General features: G+C 47.9%; 16 protein-coding genes. 14 read left to right on the top strand and 2 right to left on the bottom strand.

The features are described 5' to 3' along the window. The first annotated feature begins 78 nt into the window (after positions 1 to 78). The 5 genes from R5H20_RS04200 to R5H20_RS04220 all read left to right on the top strand — a co-directional run bounded on the left by R5H20_RS04200 (position 79) and on the right by R5H20_RS04220 (position 7,167). Positions 79 to 1,536 carry a benzaldehyde dehydrogenase gene (locus tag R5H20_RS04200; RefSeq protein ID WP_006637389.1) on the top strand — a complete coding sequence of 486 codons (1,458 nt, stop codon included), beginning with the start codon at positions 79 to 81 and terminating at the stop codon, positions 1,534 to 1,536. A 462-nt stretch (positions 1,537 to 1,998) separates the two neighbouring features. Continuing rightward, complete coding sequence (locus tag R5H20_RS23525; RefSeq protein ID WP_373870226.1) at positions 1,999 to 2,400, top strand: methyl-accepting chemotaxis protein; 402 nt, start codon at positions 1,999 to 2,001, stop codon at positions 2,398 to 2,400. 148 nt (positions 2,401 to 2,548) lie between these two features. Then, positions 2,549 to 3,430: an LXG domain-containing protein gene (locus R5H20_RS04210; RefSeq protein WP_006637391.1), complete on the top strand. Its 882-nt coding sequence runs from the start codon at positions 2,549 to 2,551 to the stop codon at positions 3,428 to 3,430. Positions 3,431 to 3,751: 321 nt separating this feature from the next. Continuing rightward, positions 3,752 to 5,176, top strand: a complete 1,425-nt coding sequence (locus R5H20_RS04215; RefSeq protein WP_006637392.1) for an SLC13 family permease — start codon at positions 3,752 to 3,754, stop codon at positions 5,174 to 5,176. Positions 5,177 to 5,277: 101 nt separating this feature from the next. Then, positions 5,278 to 7,167: an ABC-F family ATP-binding cassette domain-containing protein gene (locus tag R5H20_RS04220; protein WP_006637393.1), complete on the top strand. Its 1,890-nt coding sequence runs from the start codon at positions 5,278 to 5,280 to the stop codon at positions 7,165 to 7,167. 44 nt (positions 7,168 to 7,211) lie between these two features. On the opposite strand, the gene R5H20_RS04225 is transcribed toward R5H20_RS04220, so the two are convergent. Beyond that, positions 7,212 to 7,520: an ArsR/SmtB family transcription factor gene (locus R5H20_RS04225; protein ID WP_006637394.1), complete on the bottom strand. Its 309-nt coding sequence runs from the start codon at positions 7,518 to 7,520 to the stop codon at positions 7,212 to 7,214. Positions 7,521 to 7,644: 124 nt separating this feature from the next. On the opposite strand from R5H20_RS04225, the gene R5H20_RS04230 reads away from it, so the two are divergent. After that, entirely contained in the window at positions 7,645 to 8,808 is a 1,164-nt protein-coding gene (locus R5H20_RS04230; protein ID WP_006637395.1) for an MFS transporter, read from the top strand. Positions 8,809 to 8,847: 39 nt separating this feature from the next. Here R5H20_RS04230 and folE2 read toward each other — a convergent pair whose 3' ends face one another. After that, positions 8,848 to 9,750, bottom strand: coding sequence for a GTP cyclohydrolase FolE2 (folE2, locus tag R5H20_RS04235; protein WP_006637396.1), 903 nt, complete (start codon positions 9,748 to 9,750; stop codon positions 8,848 to 8,850). A 120-nt stretch (positions 9,751 to 9,870) separates the two neighbouring features. On the opposite strand from folE2, the gene R5H20_RS04240 reads away from it, so the two are divergent. The 8 genes from R5H20_RS04240 (at position 9,871) to bioB (ending at position 19,081) form a co-directional block, all read left to right on the top strand. Next, positions 9,871 to 10,986 (top strand): NAD(P)/FAD-dependent oxidoreductase, encoded by a 1,116-nt coding sequence (locus R5H20_RS04240; RefSeq protein WP_006637397.1) that lies wholly within the window; start codon positions 9,871 to 9,873, stop codon positions 10,984 to 10,986. Next, positions 10,980 to 12,644 (top strand): nucleoside recognition domain-containing protein, encoded by a 1,665-nt coding sequence (locus R5H20_RS04245; RefSeq protein ID WP_006637398.1) that lies wholly within the window; start codon positions 10,980 to 10,982, stop codon positions 12,642 to 12,644. Before R5H20_RS04240 ends, R5H20_RS04245 begins: the two co-directional genes overlap by 7 nt. 88 nt (positions 12,645 to 12,732) lie before the next feature. Beyond that, the gene (locus tag R5H20_RS04250; protein ID WP_006637399.1) at positions 12,733 to 13,932 is read left to right on the top strand and encodes a GTP-binding protein; all 1,200 of its coding nucleotides are present in this window, start codon (positions 12,733 to 12,735) and stop codon (positions 13,930 to 13,932) included. A 169-nt stretch (positions 13,933 to 14,101) separates the two neighbouring features. Further along, positions 14,102 to 14,884, top strand: a complete 783-nt coding sequence (gene bioW, locus R5H20_RS04255; protein ID WP_006637400.1) for a 6-carboxyhexanoate--CoA ligase — start codon at positions 14,102 to 14,104, stop codon at positions 14,882 to 14,884. After that, positions 14,869 to 16,215: an adenosylmethionine--8-amino-7-oxononanoate transaminase gene (gene bioA / locus R5H20_RS04260; protein WP_006637401.1), complete on the top strand. Its 1,347-nt coding sequence runs from the start codon at positions 14,869 to 14,871 to the stop codon at positions 16,213 to 16,215. The genes bioW and bioA overlap by 16 nt, the downstream gene beginning before the upstream one ends. Further along, positions 16,205 to 17,389 (top strand): 8-amino-7-oxononanoate synthase, encoded by a 1,185-nt coding sequence (bioF, locus tag R5H20_RS04265; protein WP_006637402.1) that lies wholly within the window; start codon positions 16,205 to 16,207, stop codon positions 17,387 to 17,389. Before bioA ends, bioF begins: the two co-directional genes overlap by 11 nt. Next, complete coding sequence (gene bioD, locus R5H20_RS04270) at positions 17,361 to 18,068, top strand: dethiobiotin synthase (protein ID WP_006637403.1); 708 nt, start codon at positions 17,361 to 17,363, stop codon at positions 18,066 to 18,068. The genes bioF and bioD overlap by 29 nt, the downstream gene beginning before the upstream one ends. Next, on the top strand, positions 18,065 to 19,081 hold the full coding sequence (gene bioB, locus R5H20_RS04275) for a biotin synthase BioB (protein ID WP_006637404.1): 1,017 nt from the start codon (positions 18,065 to 18,067) through the stop codon (positions 19,079 to 19,081). Before bioD ends, bioB begins: the two co-directional genes overlap by 4 nt. The last annotated feature ends 111 nt before the right edge of the window (positions 19,082 to 19,192 follow it).

The raw sequence follows: 19,192 nt of genomic DNA on the forward strand, positions 1-19,192 counted from the left end.
ATTTTCTTGAAAGTAAGCCGATACATATGTTGTGTAGTCTAACTTTTCCCAAAACTGTTTGATAGGAGATGTCCTGACATGATTCAAATAACCGATCTCAACCGTCAATACATCGGAGGGGAGTGGAGGGACGGCCAAAGCGAAAGCGTCTTGGCTGATATAAATCCCTATACCCATAAAACGATTACTTCTTTTCAGAAAGCCACGCCGGATGACATCGACCAGGCCTATAAGGCGGCGTTGGAGGCGAAACAGAAATGGGACCGCGTCGGCCCGTATGAGAAGCGGGCGATTTTGGAAAAAGCGGCAGCCTATATTGAAGAGCATAAAGAAGCGATCGTCTTTCTCATTATGGAAGAGCTTGGCGGAACAAGATTAAAAGCCGCTTTTGAAATCGATCTTGTCATTAATATGATCAAAGAAGCGGCCGGATTTCCGCTCAGAATGGAAGGGAAAATCCTGCCTTCGCCTGTCGCTGGAAAAGAGAACCGGATTTACCGGATTCCCGCGGGCGTCGTCGGGGTGATCAGTCCATTCAATTTTCCGTTCTTTTTATCTGTCAAATCGGTTGCCCCTGCGCTTGGAGCGGGGAACGGCGTCGTGTTGAAGCCGCATGAGGACACGCCGATTTGCGGCGGAACCTTGATTGCGAAAATTTTTGAAGAAGCCGGACTTCCAAAGGGGCTTTTAAATGTTGTGGTGACGGATATTGAAGAGATCGGTGACAGCTTTGTAGAGCATCCGATTCCGAGAATCATTTCATTTACAGGTTCAACAAAGGTTGGCAGTTATATCGGCCAGCTTGCGATCAAGCACTTTAAAAAGCCGCTGCTTGAGCTTGGCGGCAACAGCGCGCTGATTGTTCTAGAAGACGCTGATTTGGAATATGCCGTCAATGCCGCGGCCTTTAGCCGTTTTACCCATCAAGGCCAAATTTGTATGTCGGCCAACAGGATTCTCGTTCATAAAGAGGTTTATCCGCAATTTTTGAAATTGTTTTATCAAAAGGTATCCGCGTTCAAGTCGGGAGATCCGATGGATCCGGAAACGATTATCGGCCCTGTCATTAATGAACGCCAGGCGGAAAATCTGCGGAAGGCCATTGAAAAAGGAATTGAAGAAGGGGCCGTTCCGCTGATTAAAGGCGATATTAAAGGAAATCTCGTCGAACCGACGATTTTAACGGATGTGAAGCCAGACATGTCGATCGCCCGGGAAGAGCTGTTCGGACCGGTCGTCTGCGTCATTCCGTTCCAGACGGAAGAAGAGGCGGTCAGAATCGCAAATGACACGCCGTTCGGGTTGAGCGGCGCCGTCCATACAGGAAATGTGGAACGCGGCGTTGAAATCGCCAAACAGATTGAAACGGGCATGATCCATGTCAATGACACAACGATCAACGACGAGCCGCACATTGCTTTCGGCGGGGAAAAACAGTCCGGCCTCGGAAGGCTGAACGGAGAATGGAGCCTTGATGAATTTACGACATTAAAATGGGTCTCTGTTCAGCATCAAAAAAGAATGTTTCCATATTAAAAGGAGGTTTATGATATGAGTGAAGTAAAGACAGACATCCATCCTCTGCTGGATGCGTTTGTGAAAGTCGCGCCTTTCCTGAATCAGCTGATACAGGATGATGTGACAGTGGGGATATATGACACGGAAAAACTGATCATCAATATTCCCGGGAAAACGTTTTCCCTGAATGTCAAACCCGGCGATCCATTGCAGGAAGGAGACATTATCACGGAAGCGATCCGTCAGAATCAAAAGAAAGCCAGCCTGGTGCCAAAAGAGCTGTTCGGCTTCCCGCTTGCCGCAAGGGCGATTCCGCTCCATGACGAAAGAGGGCGGGTCATCGGCGGCGTAGGACTTGGCACAAGCCTGGAAAAATCAGATCAGCTTCACCGCGTCGCGGAAAGCCTGTCGGTCATCGTCGACCAGACCGCTTCAGCCATACAGGATATCGCCGAATCTGTCAGCGGTTTTTCCGAGCAGATGTCCGGCATCTCCAAGCAGGCAAAGCAAGTCAGCGAAAGCGCGGGAGAAATCGAAAAAATATCTGTTACCGTAAAAGGCATATCAGATCAAAGCAATCTCCTTGGGCTGAATGCAGCGATTGAAGCGGCCAGAGCGGGTGAATCAGGAAAAGGGTTCTCCGTCGTGGCCGACGAAATCAGAAAGCTTGCGACGCATTCCAAGGAAAATGTCGGCCAGATTGATGAAATCACGAAAAAGATTCACGCTTTATTGAAAGAGCTTGAGCATTCGATTGAAGTGATTAATGAACATACAAGCGGTCAGGCTGCCGGCGTCGAACAAATTTCGGCGACCATGCAGGAAATCAGCAGCAACGCGCAAAACCTCGCGAAAATGGCCGAATATCAATTCGAAAAATAAACAAAAAAGAGGAAAGCTGCCGGAGAACCGGGCAGCTTTTTTTCTATAGTAAAATGCCATTTTAATGGATATTCAGGATGCATTCACCAATTCCCTTCCGCGAAATGGTAAGATAGTCTTGAGCAAGGCTTTAGGAAGGGTTGTCTCCATGAAGGTATATGAAGCAAAAACACTAATAACTGCAATGGAAGCTCGTTCAGGTGAATACAGGAAAATAAGGGGAAAGTTTGTCGAATTGAGAAAAGCGTTTATGGGAATGGCAGATTTGGGTGACGATTTTCAAGGAAAAGGTGCTGACAATATCAAAGCATTTTACAGGGAGCATGCCGCAATTGTTGATGAATGGCTGGATATGATCGACATGCAGATCGCTTTTTTGGACAGTATATCCGCCGCCGCAGAAGAAGCCGGGCTGGGTGAAGACACTTTTGTTGATATTGCTTTTTTGGAACAAGAATTAGCCCAAGCGGATGAAAAATCAAAGGCAATCGTTGCACGGCAGAAAAAAACACTTGAAGCCATTTTTCAGGGCATTACCGATATGATCGATTTACAAGCCTTTTCGACTGCTGATTTCAACCGGCACATGAGCGCTTCAAAAGTGAAGCGGGAATGTACGGTTGACAAGATCGAACAACTGGATTCACAATTCAAAAAAGAATACGGGACATCAGAAGCCAGCCAAGACCATATATCAGCCAGAGGAAAAGCGTTAATGGAGGCTGCGGGGCAAGAAAAGAAGGCACAGCCGATTCACTTCAATGAGAAAGCCTATTATGGCAGCAAGGCATTCAAGCAAAGCGATGAAATACTGAAGAAGACGCGGGAATATCTCGCCATAAAAAAAGAAGTAGCCGAAAAACGGAGGATGAAAGAGCTGAAGGCAAAGCTTGAGAAAGTATCTGATCCGGACGAATACCTTGAAATTGTAAAAGAAATAGGCTATGAAAATCTCGATTTGGCTGAGAAACAATATGTGCTGCAGCTGGAGCAAATGAACAGCAGAAAAAGAAACGGGGAACAAGCATAGCAATGGGGATACGGGAGTCCGGATGTAAGTATATTGTCAGGAGAGGGACTGCATCTTTCTTTATTGTATTTTATTTTTAATCAAAAGCTAATGTCCGCCGGGAAAGCAAGTGATTGTTTCCATTTCCTTTATTGAAGCTCTTTTTGCTCTGGTGATGGTTTATGACATTTTTATAAGCCCGATCAAGGCTGATCTTGATCGGGTTTTTTAGTATTTTCGATTCCGGTATATAATTAAAATTTTATTTTAAATTTTTAAAAGGAATTTCCCTGACCCTAATCGAAAGTGTTTAATAGAAACCGCTTTCAAGGGGGAAGGGATATGAAAGTATACACAAAAACAAAGCTGACCGGGCTGCTATTGGGGCCGATCGGTTTTTTGCTGATTTTTGGCCTCATTCCCGAGGCTGAACTGGCGCACGCCCCCCGGATCGTTCTGGCTGTAACGGCATGGACGGCCGTCTGGTGGATCACGGAAGCCGTGCCGATTCCGGCGGCATCTTTATTGCCCGTCATTCTGCTGCCGACATTAGGCGGTTTGGATATGGACACGGCCGCTAAAGCATATGGCGATCCGATTGTGTTTATGTATATGGGGGGCTTTATCATTGCGGTCGCCATTGAGAAATGGAGTCTGCACAGACGGATGGCGCTTCACATTTTGAAGCTGATCGGTGCGGAAAGCCACCGGATCGTGCTTGGCGTGATGCTGGCGACGGCGTTTCTGTCAATGTGGATTTCAAATGCGGCTACCGCGCTGATGATGCTGCCGGTCGCCCTCGCCGTCATTAAAGAAGTGCAGGAAAAAGAAATATTAAAAGGGGATTCGCTTCAGAAATTCAGCAAAAGCATTCTTTTGGCCGTGGCATATGCCGCTTCCATCGGCGGGCTCGCCACACTGGTCGGCTCCGTTCCGAATGCGGTATTTGCGGCAATGTCCAGACAAATGCTGAATCGCGACATTATGTTTTTTGAATGGTTTTTATTTGGTTTTCCGATTACTGTCATTTTTTTAATCATGTTATACGTGTATTTAACGAAGGTGCAGTTTAAAGTCAGCCGCTTTGAAGGAAAAAAGCCCGATTTTATCGATCATGATCTCAAAGCGCTTGGCGCGATGACACGGGAAGAAAAATCGGTGCTGGCCGTTTTTTTGCTGACGGCATTTTTATGGATGTTTAAATTTCTGCTTCCATTTGCCATCACTGATACATCGATCGCGATTCTTGGGGCGGTTCTGTTTTTTTTGATTCCGAGCACGAGAGACGAGCGGATTTTGGAATGGAAGGATATGCAGTCGCTGCCTTGGGGAATGCTTCTCTTGTTCGGGGGCGGTTTGTCGCTTGCGGCCGGTTTTTCCAAAACGGATCTAACGGGGTGGATTGCCGGAAAGCTGAAGCTTTTGGAAGGACATCCTTACTTGTTTGTTTTAATCGTATTAACGGCGGCGATTTTATTTATGACGGAGATTATGTCGAATACGGCTGTCGCCAATATGGTAATTCCGATGACGGTCGGACTCGGAGCCGCGCTTCATGTTGAACCGTACGGGCTGATGGCGGCAGCGGCGCTTGCTTCATCATGCGCCTTCATGCTGCCGATTTCGACTCCGCCGAATGCCGCCGTCTTCAGCGCCAATGTATTGAATATGCGGGACATGATCAAAGCCGGTTTTTGGCTGAATGTCGCAGGCGTTTTGATCATCGTCGCAGGCGTTTATGTCTGGCTTCCGGTCGTTTTGCGGTAAGCTCATGCCCTTTGTTGACATATTCATATACCTCTCACTAGTTTTCTTTTCATAACTGATTTACAATAAAGTTATGAATTTAGGTGAGGATTGGTAGACACATGAGCATTTTAAAAGCGGAAGGTTTATATAAAACATACGGAGACAAAACACTGTTTGATCATATATCATTTCATATCGAAGAAAACGAACGGATCGGCTTGATCGGTCCGAACGGAACAGGAAAAAGCACGCTGCTGAAGGTGATCGCCGGCAATGAATCGACGGAGAAAGGCGTGTTGACGAGAAGCGGCAGCCTCCATACCGAGTTTTTGCATCAAGAGCCGGACTTGGACGGCGGACAAACGGTGCTTGAGTATATATATTCGGGAGATTCCGTCATGATGCGGACGATGAGGATGTATGAAAAGGCTTTGCAAGAGCTGAACGCGTCTCCGGAAGATCCGGAGAAACAGAAAAACCTCCTGGCCGCACAAGGAAAAATGGATGAGCATGGCGCCTGGGACGCGAACACGGCGGCGAAAACGATTTTGACGAAGCTGGGTGTCGGAGATGTGGCTAAAGACGTCGGCACCCTTTCCGGAGGGCAAAAAAAGCGGGTGGCGATTGCGAAGACATTGATACAGCCCGCCGACCTCCTGATTTTGGATGAGCCGACAAACCATCTTGACAATGAAACGATCGAATGGCTTGAAGGTTATTTAAGCGGCTACCCGGGCTCAGTTGTTCTCGTGACTCATGACCGCTATTTCCTCAACCGCGTGACAAACCGGATTTATGAGCTGGATCGCGGCCGCCTTTATACGTATAAAGGGAATTATGAAGTGTTTTTGGAAAAGCGGGCTGAACGTGAAGCACTCGCTGAACAGAACGAAACGAAGCGGCAAAACTTGCTCAGGAGGGAGCTTGCCTGGCTGAGGAGGGGGGCAAAGGCACGTTCGACAAAACAGAAAGCGCGAATTCAGCGCGTGGAAGAGCTGAAGGAGCAGGACGCGCCTGAAGCCGCTTCATCCCTTGATTTTGCGATCGGTTCCTACCGCCTTGGAAAGCAGGTGATCGAGGCTGAAGGAGTCGGCATCAGCCGCGGCGGAAAACAGCTCATCGCCGGATTTCAGGAGCTGATCGTCCCCGGCGACCGGGTCGGCATCATCGGACCGAACGGCATCGGCAAGACGACGCTGTTAAACGCTCTCGCCGGACGTTTTGAGCCTGAAGCGGGCTCGATTACGATCGGCCAGACTGTCAGAATCGGCTATTATACACAAGACCACAGCGAGATGGATGATACGCTGCAAGTCATGGAGTATATCAAAGAGACGGCTGAGATCGTCAAAACAGCCGATGGACAGGTGATTTCCGCCGAGCAGATGCTGGAAAGGTTCCTGTTTCCGCGCCGGATGCAGCGCAGCTACATTCGCAAGCTGTCCGGCGGGGAAAAACGCCGCCTCTATCTATTGAAAGTGCTGATGGAGGAGCCGAATGTCCTGTTTCTCGATGAGCCGACAAACGATTTGGATACCGAGACGCTTGGCGTGCTGGAAGACTATCTTGAGCAGTTCCCGGGCGTTGTCATTACAGTATCCCATGACCGCTACTTCCTTGACCGGGTCGTCGACCGTCTTCTCGTGTTTCAAGGGAACGGGATCATCTCGCGCTTTCACGGCTCGTACAGCGAATATATGGAAAAGCAGAAGGAACTGAACCGCCAGAAACCGGCTGCTGAAGAAAGCGCCCCTGCTAAGCCTGAGAAAAAGAAAAGGAAAAAGCTTTCCTATAAGGATCAGCTCGAATGGGAAGGCATTGAGGATAAAATCGCACTTCTGGAGGAAAAACATAAGCAACTGGAAGAGGAAATCGCCGCTGCGGGCAGCGATTTTGAAACAATTCAGTCCTTGATGGAGGAGCAAAACAAAACGGCCGCAGAGCTTGACGAAGCAATGGAGCGCTGGACCGAGCTTTCTCTGCTGATCGAAGAGCTTGAACAATCATAAAAAACCTGCCGGATAAACGCCGGCAGGTTTTTTATGTGAAAGATTTACAACGGCTCGGCTGCCTGCAATATAGCTTGAAGCAAGCCTGGAAAGCGGCTGTTCAAGTCATCTTGGCGAAGCGAAATAAAGCGCTGTGTGCCTTCTATTCTCGTATAGATCACTCCCGATTCCCTCAGCACTTTAAAATGATGGGAAAGGGTTGATTTTGGAATGGGGATATTGACAGCGCTGCACGATTGTTCGCCGGCTTCTGCTAGATGTTTAATGATTTGAAGTCTGATTTGATCACTAAGGGCGTAAAGAACAGCAGATAAGCTGATGTCGCTCCGGTTTGGATGGTAAAGCGTCCTCAATGTGATTCACCTTCCTTGCGTAAATATACTTATGATTTGAATGGTAGCATACAAGATGATATTATTCTATTGTTCGAATATATTCGAACAATAGAATAAGAGATAACCGAAAGGGTGACAGTGATTGAAAAAAGTGCTTCCGCTTTTCTTTGGAATCATGTTTATGATTGGCACGGATACATTTTTAATTTCTCCATTGCTTCCGACTTTAAGGGAACTGTACGGCGTTCCGTTGGAAATCTCGGGCTGGCTAGTGAGCGCATATGCGCTTGGCTATGCTTTATTTGCTTTAATCGCAGGTCCGGTTTCTGACGGGCTGAATCGAAAAACGGTGATGACCTGGGGAATGGCCGCTTTTGGAACAAGCACATTTTTAAGCGGATTTGCTCCTGATTTTTGGATTATGATTTTCCTGCGTTTTGCGGCCGGGGTCAGCGCCGCGTTTGTCACTCCGCAAGTGTGGGCTTCGATTCCAGCTCTCGTTTCCAAGGAACGAATGGTGAAAAGCATGGGGATCGCCGCGGCAGGCTTATCCTTCTCGCAGATGCTGGGCTTGCCGATCGGAGGGTACCTGGCTTCCATTCATTGGTCTGCCCCATTTTTGATTCTTGGCGTTTGTTCGTTTTTCTTTGTATGGTTCATTCATCTCGTTTTGCCTGATTTGAAGCCAAGTCAGAAGACGGCGGGAAACATTTTGATCGCGGCCCGCTACAAAATGCTGCTTTCGGAGCCAAAGGTGTTTAAAACATTTTTCGCGTATTTTATCTTTCAAACAGGGAACTTTGCGGCTTTTTCTTTTTTGGGGACATGGCTTGCGGATGATTTTCGGTTAAATGTCAGCCAAATCGGAACCGCGATGCTTATTCTTGGATTGGGGAATGTGTTTGGGAGTACACTGGGCGTTCATGTAGCGGCAAAGCTGGGCAAGGCGTATTCGTTGTATGCCGGAATTGCGGTTTTGGCTGTGCTGTATGTCATCCTTTCGCAAACGACGCGGATTTCGCTTTTCGAAGCCATCTTTTTTGTGATGTTTTTCATGACAGGTATGATTTTCACTTTGATGATGAGCCTGTTGCAAAGCTCAGCGCCTCAAGCGAGAGGGACGATTGCGTCACTGGCAAATTCCTGCATGTACATAGGGCAAACGGCCGGGGCTTCAGCGGCCGGGCTGTTATATTCCCAATTCGGAGGATTTTTCGCGGTTGCACTGTTTACAGCGGTGTTGTACTTGTTTTCCATGCTGCTGTTTAAAAACAGCCGTATACTGGCTCGATCAAAGCCTGCTTAACGCCTAAATGGCTGCCGGAACATCCGGCAGCCTGTGCTTTTATATTTTGGAATACGCCAACCTCGCGGCGGCATCATGCAAATGAATCGATTCTTCATTGCGGCATTCGATCTCAAATGCCGCAATCCAATCCATTTCATACAAATCAGCCGCTATCAGGCGAATGAGGTCTTCGACAAATCGCGGATTCTCGTAGGCCTGTTCGGTCACTTTTTTTTCGTCGGGTCTTTTTAAGACGGGATGGAGCTTCGCGCTGGCATTCGTTTCCGCTGCGGCCAGAAGCTCTGTTTTAAAATCTTCGGGCATGGCGGCCCTGTCATTGATGTGCGCTGTGATCTTGATGACGCCCCGCTGATTGTGGGCGCTGTACTCGCTGATTTCTTTTGAGCAGGGGCAAAGTGTCGCCACTTTAGCCGTGATGCCAACGGTCCCGGTCCAGCCTTCTTTTTGATGATACGAAACATTCATATGAATATCGGCGTGCATCAGTCCGGGGAATTCGAGTTCCGGGCTGAGCCGCTCAAAATACCATGGAAATGCGAGAGACACTGCTGCGCCTTGCTGTTCCATGTTGACCGCCAGTTCCTTCGTAAAGTCTTTGAGTGAATCAAGTCCGACGATCCAGTTTTCCGTATGGTATCGCTGCAATTGTTCAGTCAGCCGGCTCATGTTGATGCCTTTCCTGCCGCGCGCAAGATGAGTCATTAACGAAAATGAACCGATCGTCGTCTGGGAAAACGGCTTGACTGCCGATGTGATGCGGATCGGGTGGGAAACGTTTGTAATGCCGACCTGGTCAATGTCAAATAAATAATCGTTCGGTGTATTTTGAATATCTTTCATCTGTTCTTTATCGGTTGGTTTTGTTCCTTTTACCGCCTCGACAGATCCAAAAAGGCGGTGTCGTTCCGGTTTTGCCGGCAATTGAAGGTCGTATTTCATAGAAGAGACTCCTTTCGCTGTTAAATCGTAATTATTACTATTTATTTTGAGGGACAGCTGTGATAAAATCAAGTGGTCGTGTTTTAAATCGAAATGATTTCGTTTAAGGAGTGGTTGATATTGCAGGACAGCGAAATCGTTATTGTCGGAGCGGGTCCCGCAGGCATTGGAATGGGAATCGTTCTGAAAAAGCTCGGTTTTGAATCGTTCGTGATTTTAGAAAAAGATCGTGCAGGAGCCTCGTTTTATCGCTGGCCCGAAGAAATGAGACTGATTACACCTTCCTTTACAGGACAGGGATTTGGCGCTTTAGATTTAAATGCTGTCGCCCCGGGGACATCGCCGGCTTTTACGTTTCAGCGCGAGCATTTAAGCGGATCTGAGTACGCGGAGTATTTACACCTTTTAGCCCGCCATTTTCAGCTGCCTCTAGCAGAAGGCACGGCGGTGCGGAAGCTGCATAAAGACAAGGACGGCTTTTTGGTTGAAACGGATCAAGGAGTTCTAAAAGCCAGATCCGTGATTTGGGGGACGGGGGAGTTCCAGTTTCCCAAGCATTCTTTTCCGGGCGCAGAACTTGGACTGCATAACAGCAAAGTCGCCTCATGGAGTCAATTTGAAACAGCCCATTATTATGTGGTCGGCGGTTATGAAAGCGCAATGGACGCCGCTTTTCAGCTCGCAGAGTATGGAAGTGATGTGACGGTGGTCATGCCGAATTCGATAAGGGAAAACGATGAGGCCGATCCGAGCCGGGCGCTATCGCCGTATACGCGGGAGCGTATTGAAGCTGCTTACCAAAAAGAAAAAGTGCATTTTTTAGAAAACGCCAGGGTCGCGAAAATGACGAAAAAGGAAGACGCAGCATATGATCTGCATTTGGCCGACGGCCGAAAAATCCGCTCTGAAACACAGCCGATTATTGCGACTGGATTTTATTCAGGCACCAAACAGATCAAACATTTATTTGAATGGGCGGAAAACGGCAAACCGCTGCTGACAGACGCGGATATGTCGACAATTACGGAAAACCTGTATGTAATCGGGCCCAGTGTCCAGCATCAAAAAGCCGTCTTTTGTTTTATTTATAAATTCCGGCAAAGATTTGCGGTGATTGCGGAGCACCTGTTGAAAAAATTAGGGCATCCGCTGGATGAAAAGGTGCTTTCAGAATACAAGGAAAACCAAATGTTTCTGACTGATTTGAGCTGCTGTGAGGTTCAGTGCGAATGTTAAAAAAACCGAAGCAACAGCAACGGCTGCTGCTGGTCGGATTGGAGTCGGTCGGAAAAACGACGCTTTTTTCCGCCATCACAGACCAGCAAGCCGGAGAAGAGACCAATGTCAAAGGTTCGACGGTTTTTGTTACCGAAAGGGAGATCAAGAGCCTTCAAGGCTGGGTGGTCGTGGATGCGCCCGGGCTTCGGCCGGATGACAGCCTCACACAAAGAGCGTTGAAGAGAGAAATTGAAAAAGCGGATCACACGATTGTCGTTTTAAGAGGCACGCATTTTTCTGAAGAGCTTCAAACGATCATCGGGTTGATTCCCCCTGAGTGTCAACATGTCTATTTTATCGTGACCTTTAAAGACAAAATGACGCGGGAGATGCGCCTTGCGCTTTCTGATCACATCGAACGGTACGATTTGCCGGTGATGCTCATCGATTCGCGAAGGATGACGGAAAGCAAAAAAGAGCGACTCTTTGCTTTTTTGAGAAAGGATGCTTCATTTCATCCGCTGAAACGCAAACAGATGGAATGCTTAAAGCTTGCATCTGCGCCTCCCCGACACATGTGGTTTGACCATCGCATCTGGGGGCCGCTTCTTTCGCTCACTGTTTTATGTGTGTTGTTTATGCTGCCGGTGATCGCGGCTTATCATGTTTCCGGATGGGGGCAGCAGTATGCGGACGAATGGCTGATCGATCCGCTGAAAAAAGCGGCGGAAGGCTGGCCGTCCTGGCTTGGAGCGATATTTGCGGGGAACTATGGCCTTTTTACTCTCGGCATTTATTCATTCGTTTGGGCGTTCCCGGTCGTTTTATTCATGTCGGCAGCCAATGCTGCGGCAGATGATTCGGGCTTAAAGGATCGAATCGTTGATTCATTGGATCCCTTGATGAGAAAAATCGGCATGAACGGCCAGGATTTAGTGCCGCTGATAACCGGGTTTGGCTGTAATGTCGTGGCTGTTCAGCAGACCCGTTCATGCAGCATATGCACCCGGAGGCAATGTGTTTCAATGATCTCATTCGGTTCTGCATGCAGCTACCAAATCGGTGCTTCCCTTTCGATTTTTCATGCGGGAGGAAAAGAGTGGCTTTTTATTCCATATCTGCTGACTCTCGTCACAGTCGGGGCCGTGCATAATCGCTTTTGGTATCCGGCAGAACAAAAGTGGTCCTCTTATTTTAAAAACAGAGCATCCTTTTTGCAGCGGCCTTCATGGAAAGGAACTGCATTTCGGGTGAAAACGGTGCTTAAGCAGTTTATGTTTCAGGCCATGCCGATCTTTTTCATCATCTGTCTGGCGGCAACGGTATTGCATGAACTGGGTATCATTCGTTTTTTCACAATGCTGGTGTCGCCGGTTTTGAAAGCGTTCGGAGCCCCGGCGGAAGCTGCGCCCGGCCTTGTTTTTTCAATGATCAGGAAAGATGGAATTTTACTGTTTAATGAAGACGGGGGTGCACTTTTGCATTCTTTATCCGGAGGCACGCTTTTTTTATTGGTTTATCTGGCATCGACCTTTTCGGCCTGCATGGTGACGGTCTTGACAATCGCAAAAGAATTGGGAATGAAAGCTGCTGCAGGCCTCGTGGGAAAACAGATGGTGACAGCTGCTGTTTCAGCTCTAGCTCTGCTGTGCATATGGAAGCTGCTGTTTTCATGAATGGTTTTGCATTTTGGATTGAAATGTGATGAAATAACATATAAATCGTAATAATTACGATTTATAAAAGTGAAGAAGGAGAATGACAATGAACAACAAAATTCCTGTAACAGTATTAAGCGGCTACCTGGGGGCGGGCAAAACGACGCTCTTGAATTACATATTGCAAAACCGCCAGGGACTGAAGGTTGCCGTCATCGTCAATGACATGAGCGAAGTGAACATCGACGCCGGCCTTGTCAAACAAGGGGGAGGTCTTTCAAGGACAGATGAAAAGCTCGTGGAAATGTCAAACGGTTGCATTTGCTGCACGCTGAGAGAGGATTTGCTCGTCGAAGTTGAAAAGCTTGCCACACAAGGGAATATCGATTATATCGTGATTGAATCGACCGGGATCAGCGAGCCGATACCGGTCGCGCAAACCTTTTCCTACATTGATGAAGAACTGGGGATTGATTTAACCCGGTTTTGCCGGCTGGATACGATGGTGACTGTTGTCGATGCCAATCGCTTTTGGCGTGACTTTCAATCCGGGGACAGCCTTTTGGACAGAAAAGAAGCCGTTAGTGAAGAGGATGAACGGGACATTGCCGATCTGCTCATTGATCAAATCGAATTTTGCGATGTCATGATTTTGAACAAATGTGATCTTGTTTCTCAAGAGGAACTGGAAAAACTTGAAAAAGTGCTGAGAACATTGCAGCCGGCTGCGAAAATGATCAGGGCGGTAAAAGGGGAAGTTGACCCGGGGGAGATTTTGAATACAGGATTGTTTGACTTTGAGAAGGCAAGCAATTCGGCGGGATGGCTGAGGGAATTAAATCAAGGGCATCAGCAGCATACGCCTGAGACTGAAGAATACGGAATTTCTTCCTTCGTCTATGAAGCGCGCCGTCCGTTTCATACAGAGCGGTTTTATAACTGGATTCATTCACTGCCGGAAAACGTGGTCAGGGCGAAAGGAATCGCCTGGTGCGCGACGAGAAACAGCCTCGCCCTGCTGATGTCGCAGGCCGGTCCGTCCGCCAGTCTTGAGCCGATTTCGTATTGGGTCGCGGCCTTGCCGAAGCAGGAGCAGGAACGAATCTTGAGAGATGAGCCCGAGTTTTTGCAAGAATGGGATCCCGAATTCGGAGACCGCCATACAAAGCTTGTTTTTATCGGACTCGACCTTTCTCCAGAAGAGATTTCGGCTGAAGCGGATCGATGCCTGCTTACGGATTCCGAGATGGCGGATGATTGGTCGCTTCTGCCCGATCCGTTTGATTGGCAGATTAAAAAAGTATAATTCATAAGATCTAACAAGACAAAAGAGGAGCCTCCTGTCCTCTTTTGTCTTTTTTATTATGGGGCGGATTGTCCCTGTGATATTGACATAACATGCAGTCGATACTAATATTCTATTTATAATGTTAACTTAAAATAAAAACAAGTTAACATTTAAGGGGGGTGATCAGATGCAGGGAGAAACATATTTCAGCGTGAGAATGAGAGCTTCTCAAAACGGTTCGCATGAAAATGGCGGAAAACATATTTCCGGGGGAGAACGGCTCGCCTCTTTCAACGGTTTAAAGGATGCGGTAAATGCTTTATTGGATAAAGGCTTATCTCATTCACGGGGGAAACCGGACTTTATGCAAGTTCAGTTTGAACGTGTGGACGAACCGATAAGGCCGCTTCAGCCTTTACAGATTGAAACAAATGAAGTTTGCACGGCAGAAGACGGAAGAGTGTTGGCGGCTGCACTGCTTAGCAAAGCAGGCGTTCCTGCACAGAGCATTGACAAAGTGTTTCAGGAAATCGATCAATACTCGGATGTGAGGGGGGCCGTATTGTTTGATATCGATTCAGGCAAGCGGATTGATGGGAGAGAAGAAAAAGGTGTACGGGTCTCCAGGCTGGATTGGCCGGAAGCCGATTTTGCACAATGGGCGGCCAGTCATGGAGCACCGCTAAACTCACGAATCAAAGAGGCGCTTGCCATTGCAACTAAGGTATGCAGGCATCCGGCCGTCATCGCCGAATTATGCTGGTCAGATGATCCGGATTACATAACGGGATACGTCGCCGGCCAAAAGCTGGGCTATCAGCGGATTACAAAGATGAAAGAATATGGAGACGAAAGCGGCTGCCGCGTTTTTTTTGTTGATGGATTAACAGATTTGAAGACTTGCATCGATGATTTGGAAAAAAAGCCTGTATTGATTCAAGCGGGAGGTAAAAGATGGGGCGATCATTAATTGAAAAAAGCAAAGAGCACCTTTGGCTGCCTTTTACACAGATGAAAGACTATGATGAACATCCGCTCATCATCGAAAGCGGAGACGGAATCAAGCTGAAAGATATCAATGGAAAGGAATACTACGACGGTTTTTCTTCAGTGTGGCTCAATGTGCACGGGCACCGTAAAAAGGAATTGGACGAGGCAATTATAAAACAGCTTGGCAAAATTGCGCACTCGACATTATTGGGGATGACGAATGTTCCAGCAACAGAGCTTGCCGAAGCGTTAATCAAGATAAGCCCGGAAAAGCTGACGCGCGTTTTTTATTCTGACAGCGGGGCTGAGGCGATGGAAATTGCTCTGAAAATGGCTTTTCAATATTGGAAAAACATCGGGAGGCCTGAGAAGCAAACGTTCATCTCTATGCGAAACGGCTATCACGGTGATACGATCGGCGCCGTCAGCGTCGGTTCAATCGAGCTTTTTCATGATGTGTACGGTCCTCTCATGTTTGACAGTTTCAAGGCACATGTCCCTTATGTATACCGTTCTGAAAGCGGCGATCCTGACGAGTGCCGCGATGAATGTCTGGCTGAACTCGAACAGCTGCTGATGGAGCATCATCGAGAAATAGCGGCACTGTCAATCGAATCGATGGTGCAAGGAGCATCCGGCATGATCGTAATGCCTGAAGGATTTTTGTCGGGGGTTCGCAAGCTTTGCACGACATATGACGTCTTAATGATTGTCGATGAAGTGGCGACGGGGTTTGGCCGCACCGGAAAAATGTTTGCCTGTGAGCACGAAAGCGTTCAGCCCGATTTAATGGCGGCAGGGAAAGGAATTACCGGAGGGTACTTGCCGATTGCCGTGACATTTGCAACAGAGGAGATTTACAGTGCATTTTACGATGACTATGAAAAACAAAAAACGTTTTTCCACGGACACTCCTATACAGGAAATCAGCTTGGGTGTGCAGTTGCGATTGAAAATTTGCGTTTATTTGAATCTGAAAACATCGTTACACAGGTAGCGGAAAAATCGAAAGTCCTTTATTCGCTTCTTCAGGACCTCAATACGCTCCCTCATGTGGGCGATATCCGGCAGCTCGGTTTTATGTGCGGGATAGAGCTTGTGCAATCAAAGGAGACGAAATTAGCCTATCCTTCTGATTGGCGGGTCGGGTACCAGGTTTCTTTAAAAATGAGAGAGCTGGGGATGCTGACGAGGCCGCTGGGTGATGTCGTTGCCTTCCTGCCTCCGCTTGCGAGTACTGTGGAAGAGCTGGAGGCGATGGTTTCCATCATAAAACAAGCGATCGATAAGGTGACAAGCCGTGAATTTTAATGAATGGTTAAGCAGCCGGCTTGACAGGACGAAAACGGAGGGGCTTTTTCGAACGCTGCAGACGGTGGAATCTAATGCGGACATCCATGATAGACGACAAGTCAACTGGGCATCAAATGATTATTTGGGCTTGTCGAAAGATCAACGATTGATTTCGGCCGCGGAAACGGCGCTGCTCCAATACGGGGCGGGCAGCAGCGGCTCACGGCTGATGACAGGCAACACAGACTGGCATAAAAAACTCGAGCGGAAAATCGCGGATTTTAAACAGACGGAAGCGGCGCTTTTGTTTTCAAGCGGATACTTGGCCAACATCGGCGTCCTTTCTTCATTGCCTGAAAAAGGAGACGTGATCTTAAGCGATCAATTCAATCATGCCAGCATTATTGACGGTTGCCGCCTCTCAAAAGCCGACACGGTTGTTTACCGCCATATTGATATGAATGATCTTGAAAAGAAGCTTGCAGCGGTGCAAGACTGCTTTCGGCGCTTTATTGTAACAGACGGAGTCTTTAGCATGGATGGGACGATTGCGCCTCTTGATAAGATCATCCCGCTCGCTGAGCGCTACAAAGCCTTCGTTATTGTTGATGATGCGCATGCGACAGGGGTTCTGGGGAAAAACGGAGGAGGGACGAGCGAATATTTCGGCGTCCGCCCCGATGTTGTCATCGGCACGTTAAGCAAGGCTGTTGGCACGGAAGGCGGTTTTGCCGCAGGTTCTCAAGTGCTGATTGATTTTTTGCTGAATCATGCCAGAACGTTTATATTTCAGACGGCGATCCCGCCGGCGAGCTGTGCGGCTGCATATACAGCCTTGAAGATCATAGAGGACAGCCGGGAGAAGCGGCGCTTAATGCTTTCATCTGTAAAAATGATAAAAGCCGGTCTTGAACAGATGGGATTTGCGGTAAGAGGAGGACAAACGCCGATTTTGCCCGTCATCATCGGCGATGCTCAAAAAGCCGTTTTGCTTGCGGATGGTTTAAAGGAAAAGGGACTGTTTGCGCCGGCTATTCGTCCGCCGACGGTTCCGGCGGGAGAAAGCCGGATCAGGCTGACAGTCACCGCTGACCGCAGTTTGGGCGACATAGATGATTTGCTAGAGGGATTTCAATCAATGAGAAAAGAGTTGATATGGGAACATGAAGGGTTTTTTTGTGACAGGAACTGATACGGGTGTTGGGAAAACGGTCATTTCTTGCGGCCTTGCTGCTTTATTGAAGAAGAAAAAGGTGGATGTCGGGGTGTTTAAGCCGTTTTTGAGCGGGATTTCGCGGAGTCATCCGACCAGCGATACAGCGCTGTTGAAGGAAATGTCGCAATCGTCTCTCTCTTACGAAGACATCACGCCTTTTGAGTTTAAAGAGCCGCTTGCTCCGTACACCGCTTCAGTGCTCGAAGGAAAGCCGGTCGGCTTGAAAGAGGCCGTGGATCATTGGCAAAAGATAAGGGATCAGCATGATTTGTTCATCGTCGAGGGAGCAGGCGGGATCGCGGTCCCGCTCGGAAACGATTATTTGGTCAGCGATTTGATCAAGGCGCTGGAATTGCCGGTCGTCATTGTCGCAAGGCCTGATCTTGGCACGATCAACCATACTTACTTAACGGTTCAATATGCGAAAAGCATGGGTCTTCAGCTGCTCGGCATCGTTATCAATGGAATCAGCGGCCGTCCGGGCCTTGATGAAGAAACCAATCCCAACATGATTGAAACATTATGCGATATGCCGATTTTAGGCATAACGCCAAAGCTTAAACAGATAACAGCAGAAAACATTCAACACATGATAGAGGAACATGTAGATATTTCCTTGATCATGAATCAAATGCAAATGGGGGCAGAACGATGAATCAATGGATGGATCTTGCCGAAAGAGTATTAGACGGCGGGGAAGTAACAGACCAAGAGGCACTTGCGATCTTAGAATGTCCAGATGAAGAAATCCTCTTGCTTATGCATGCCGCTTTTCAAATTAGAAAACATTTTTATGGAAAAAAAGTGAAGCTCAATATGATTATGAATGCAAAGTCCGGCCTGTGTCCGGAAAATTGCGGCTACTGCTCACAATCTGCAATCTCAAAAGCGCCGATTGATTCGTACCGGATGGTGGACAAAAAGACATTGCTTGAGGGGGCAAAGCGTGCACACGATTTAAATATCGGAACGTACTGTATCGTGGCAAGCGGCAGAGGGCCGTCAAATCGGGAAATCGATCAAGTCGTTGATGCTGTACAAGAAATTAAAGATACCTATGGTTTAAAAGTCTGTGCATGCCTTGGGATCTTAAAGCCGGAGCAGGCGCTGCGGCTGAAAGAAGCAGGGGTTGATCGATACAATCACAATGTCAATACGTCAAAAAACAATCATTCAAATATTACAACTTCACATACATATGATGATCGGGTCAATACAGTGGAAATCGCAAAACAATCGGGCATGTCTCCATGTTCAGGCGTCATTGTCGGCATGAAGGAGACGAAGCAAGATGTGGTCGATATGGCGAAAAGCTTAAGAGCGCTTGATGCTGATTCGATTCCGGTTAATTTTTTACATGCCATTGACGGTACACCGCTAGAAGGGGTCAATGAATTGAATCCGCTCTACTGTTTAAAGGTTTTAGCCTTATTCCGTTTTATCAACCCGACAAAGGAAATCCGCATTTCCGGGGGCAGGGAAGTCAACCTTCGCTCTCTCCAGCCGTTAGGGCTGTATGCCGCCAATTCTATTTTCGTCGGAGATTATTTAACAACGGCCGGGCAGAAGGAAACAGAAGACGAAAAAATGCTGCATGACCTGGGGTTTGAGGTCGAATCGGTAGACGAAATGAAAGCCAGTTTACTGGCGGAAAAAAGCAATCGGTGATCCGCCGATTGCTCAGCGTGTCGACAAACCCCCGCATTCGTTGTCAGGCCTGCGCGTCGGTGCTCACGAATGCCAACATTCGCTCCGCTCCGCTGCTCGGCCTACCTAGAC

Source organism: Bacillus sp. KICET-3, from assembly GCF_033261025.1.
In the GTDB taxonomy this organism is placed as follows: domain Bacteria; phylum Bacillota; class Bacilli; order Bacillales; family Bacillaceae; genus Bacillus; species Bacillus sonorensis.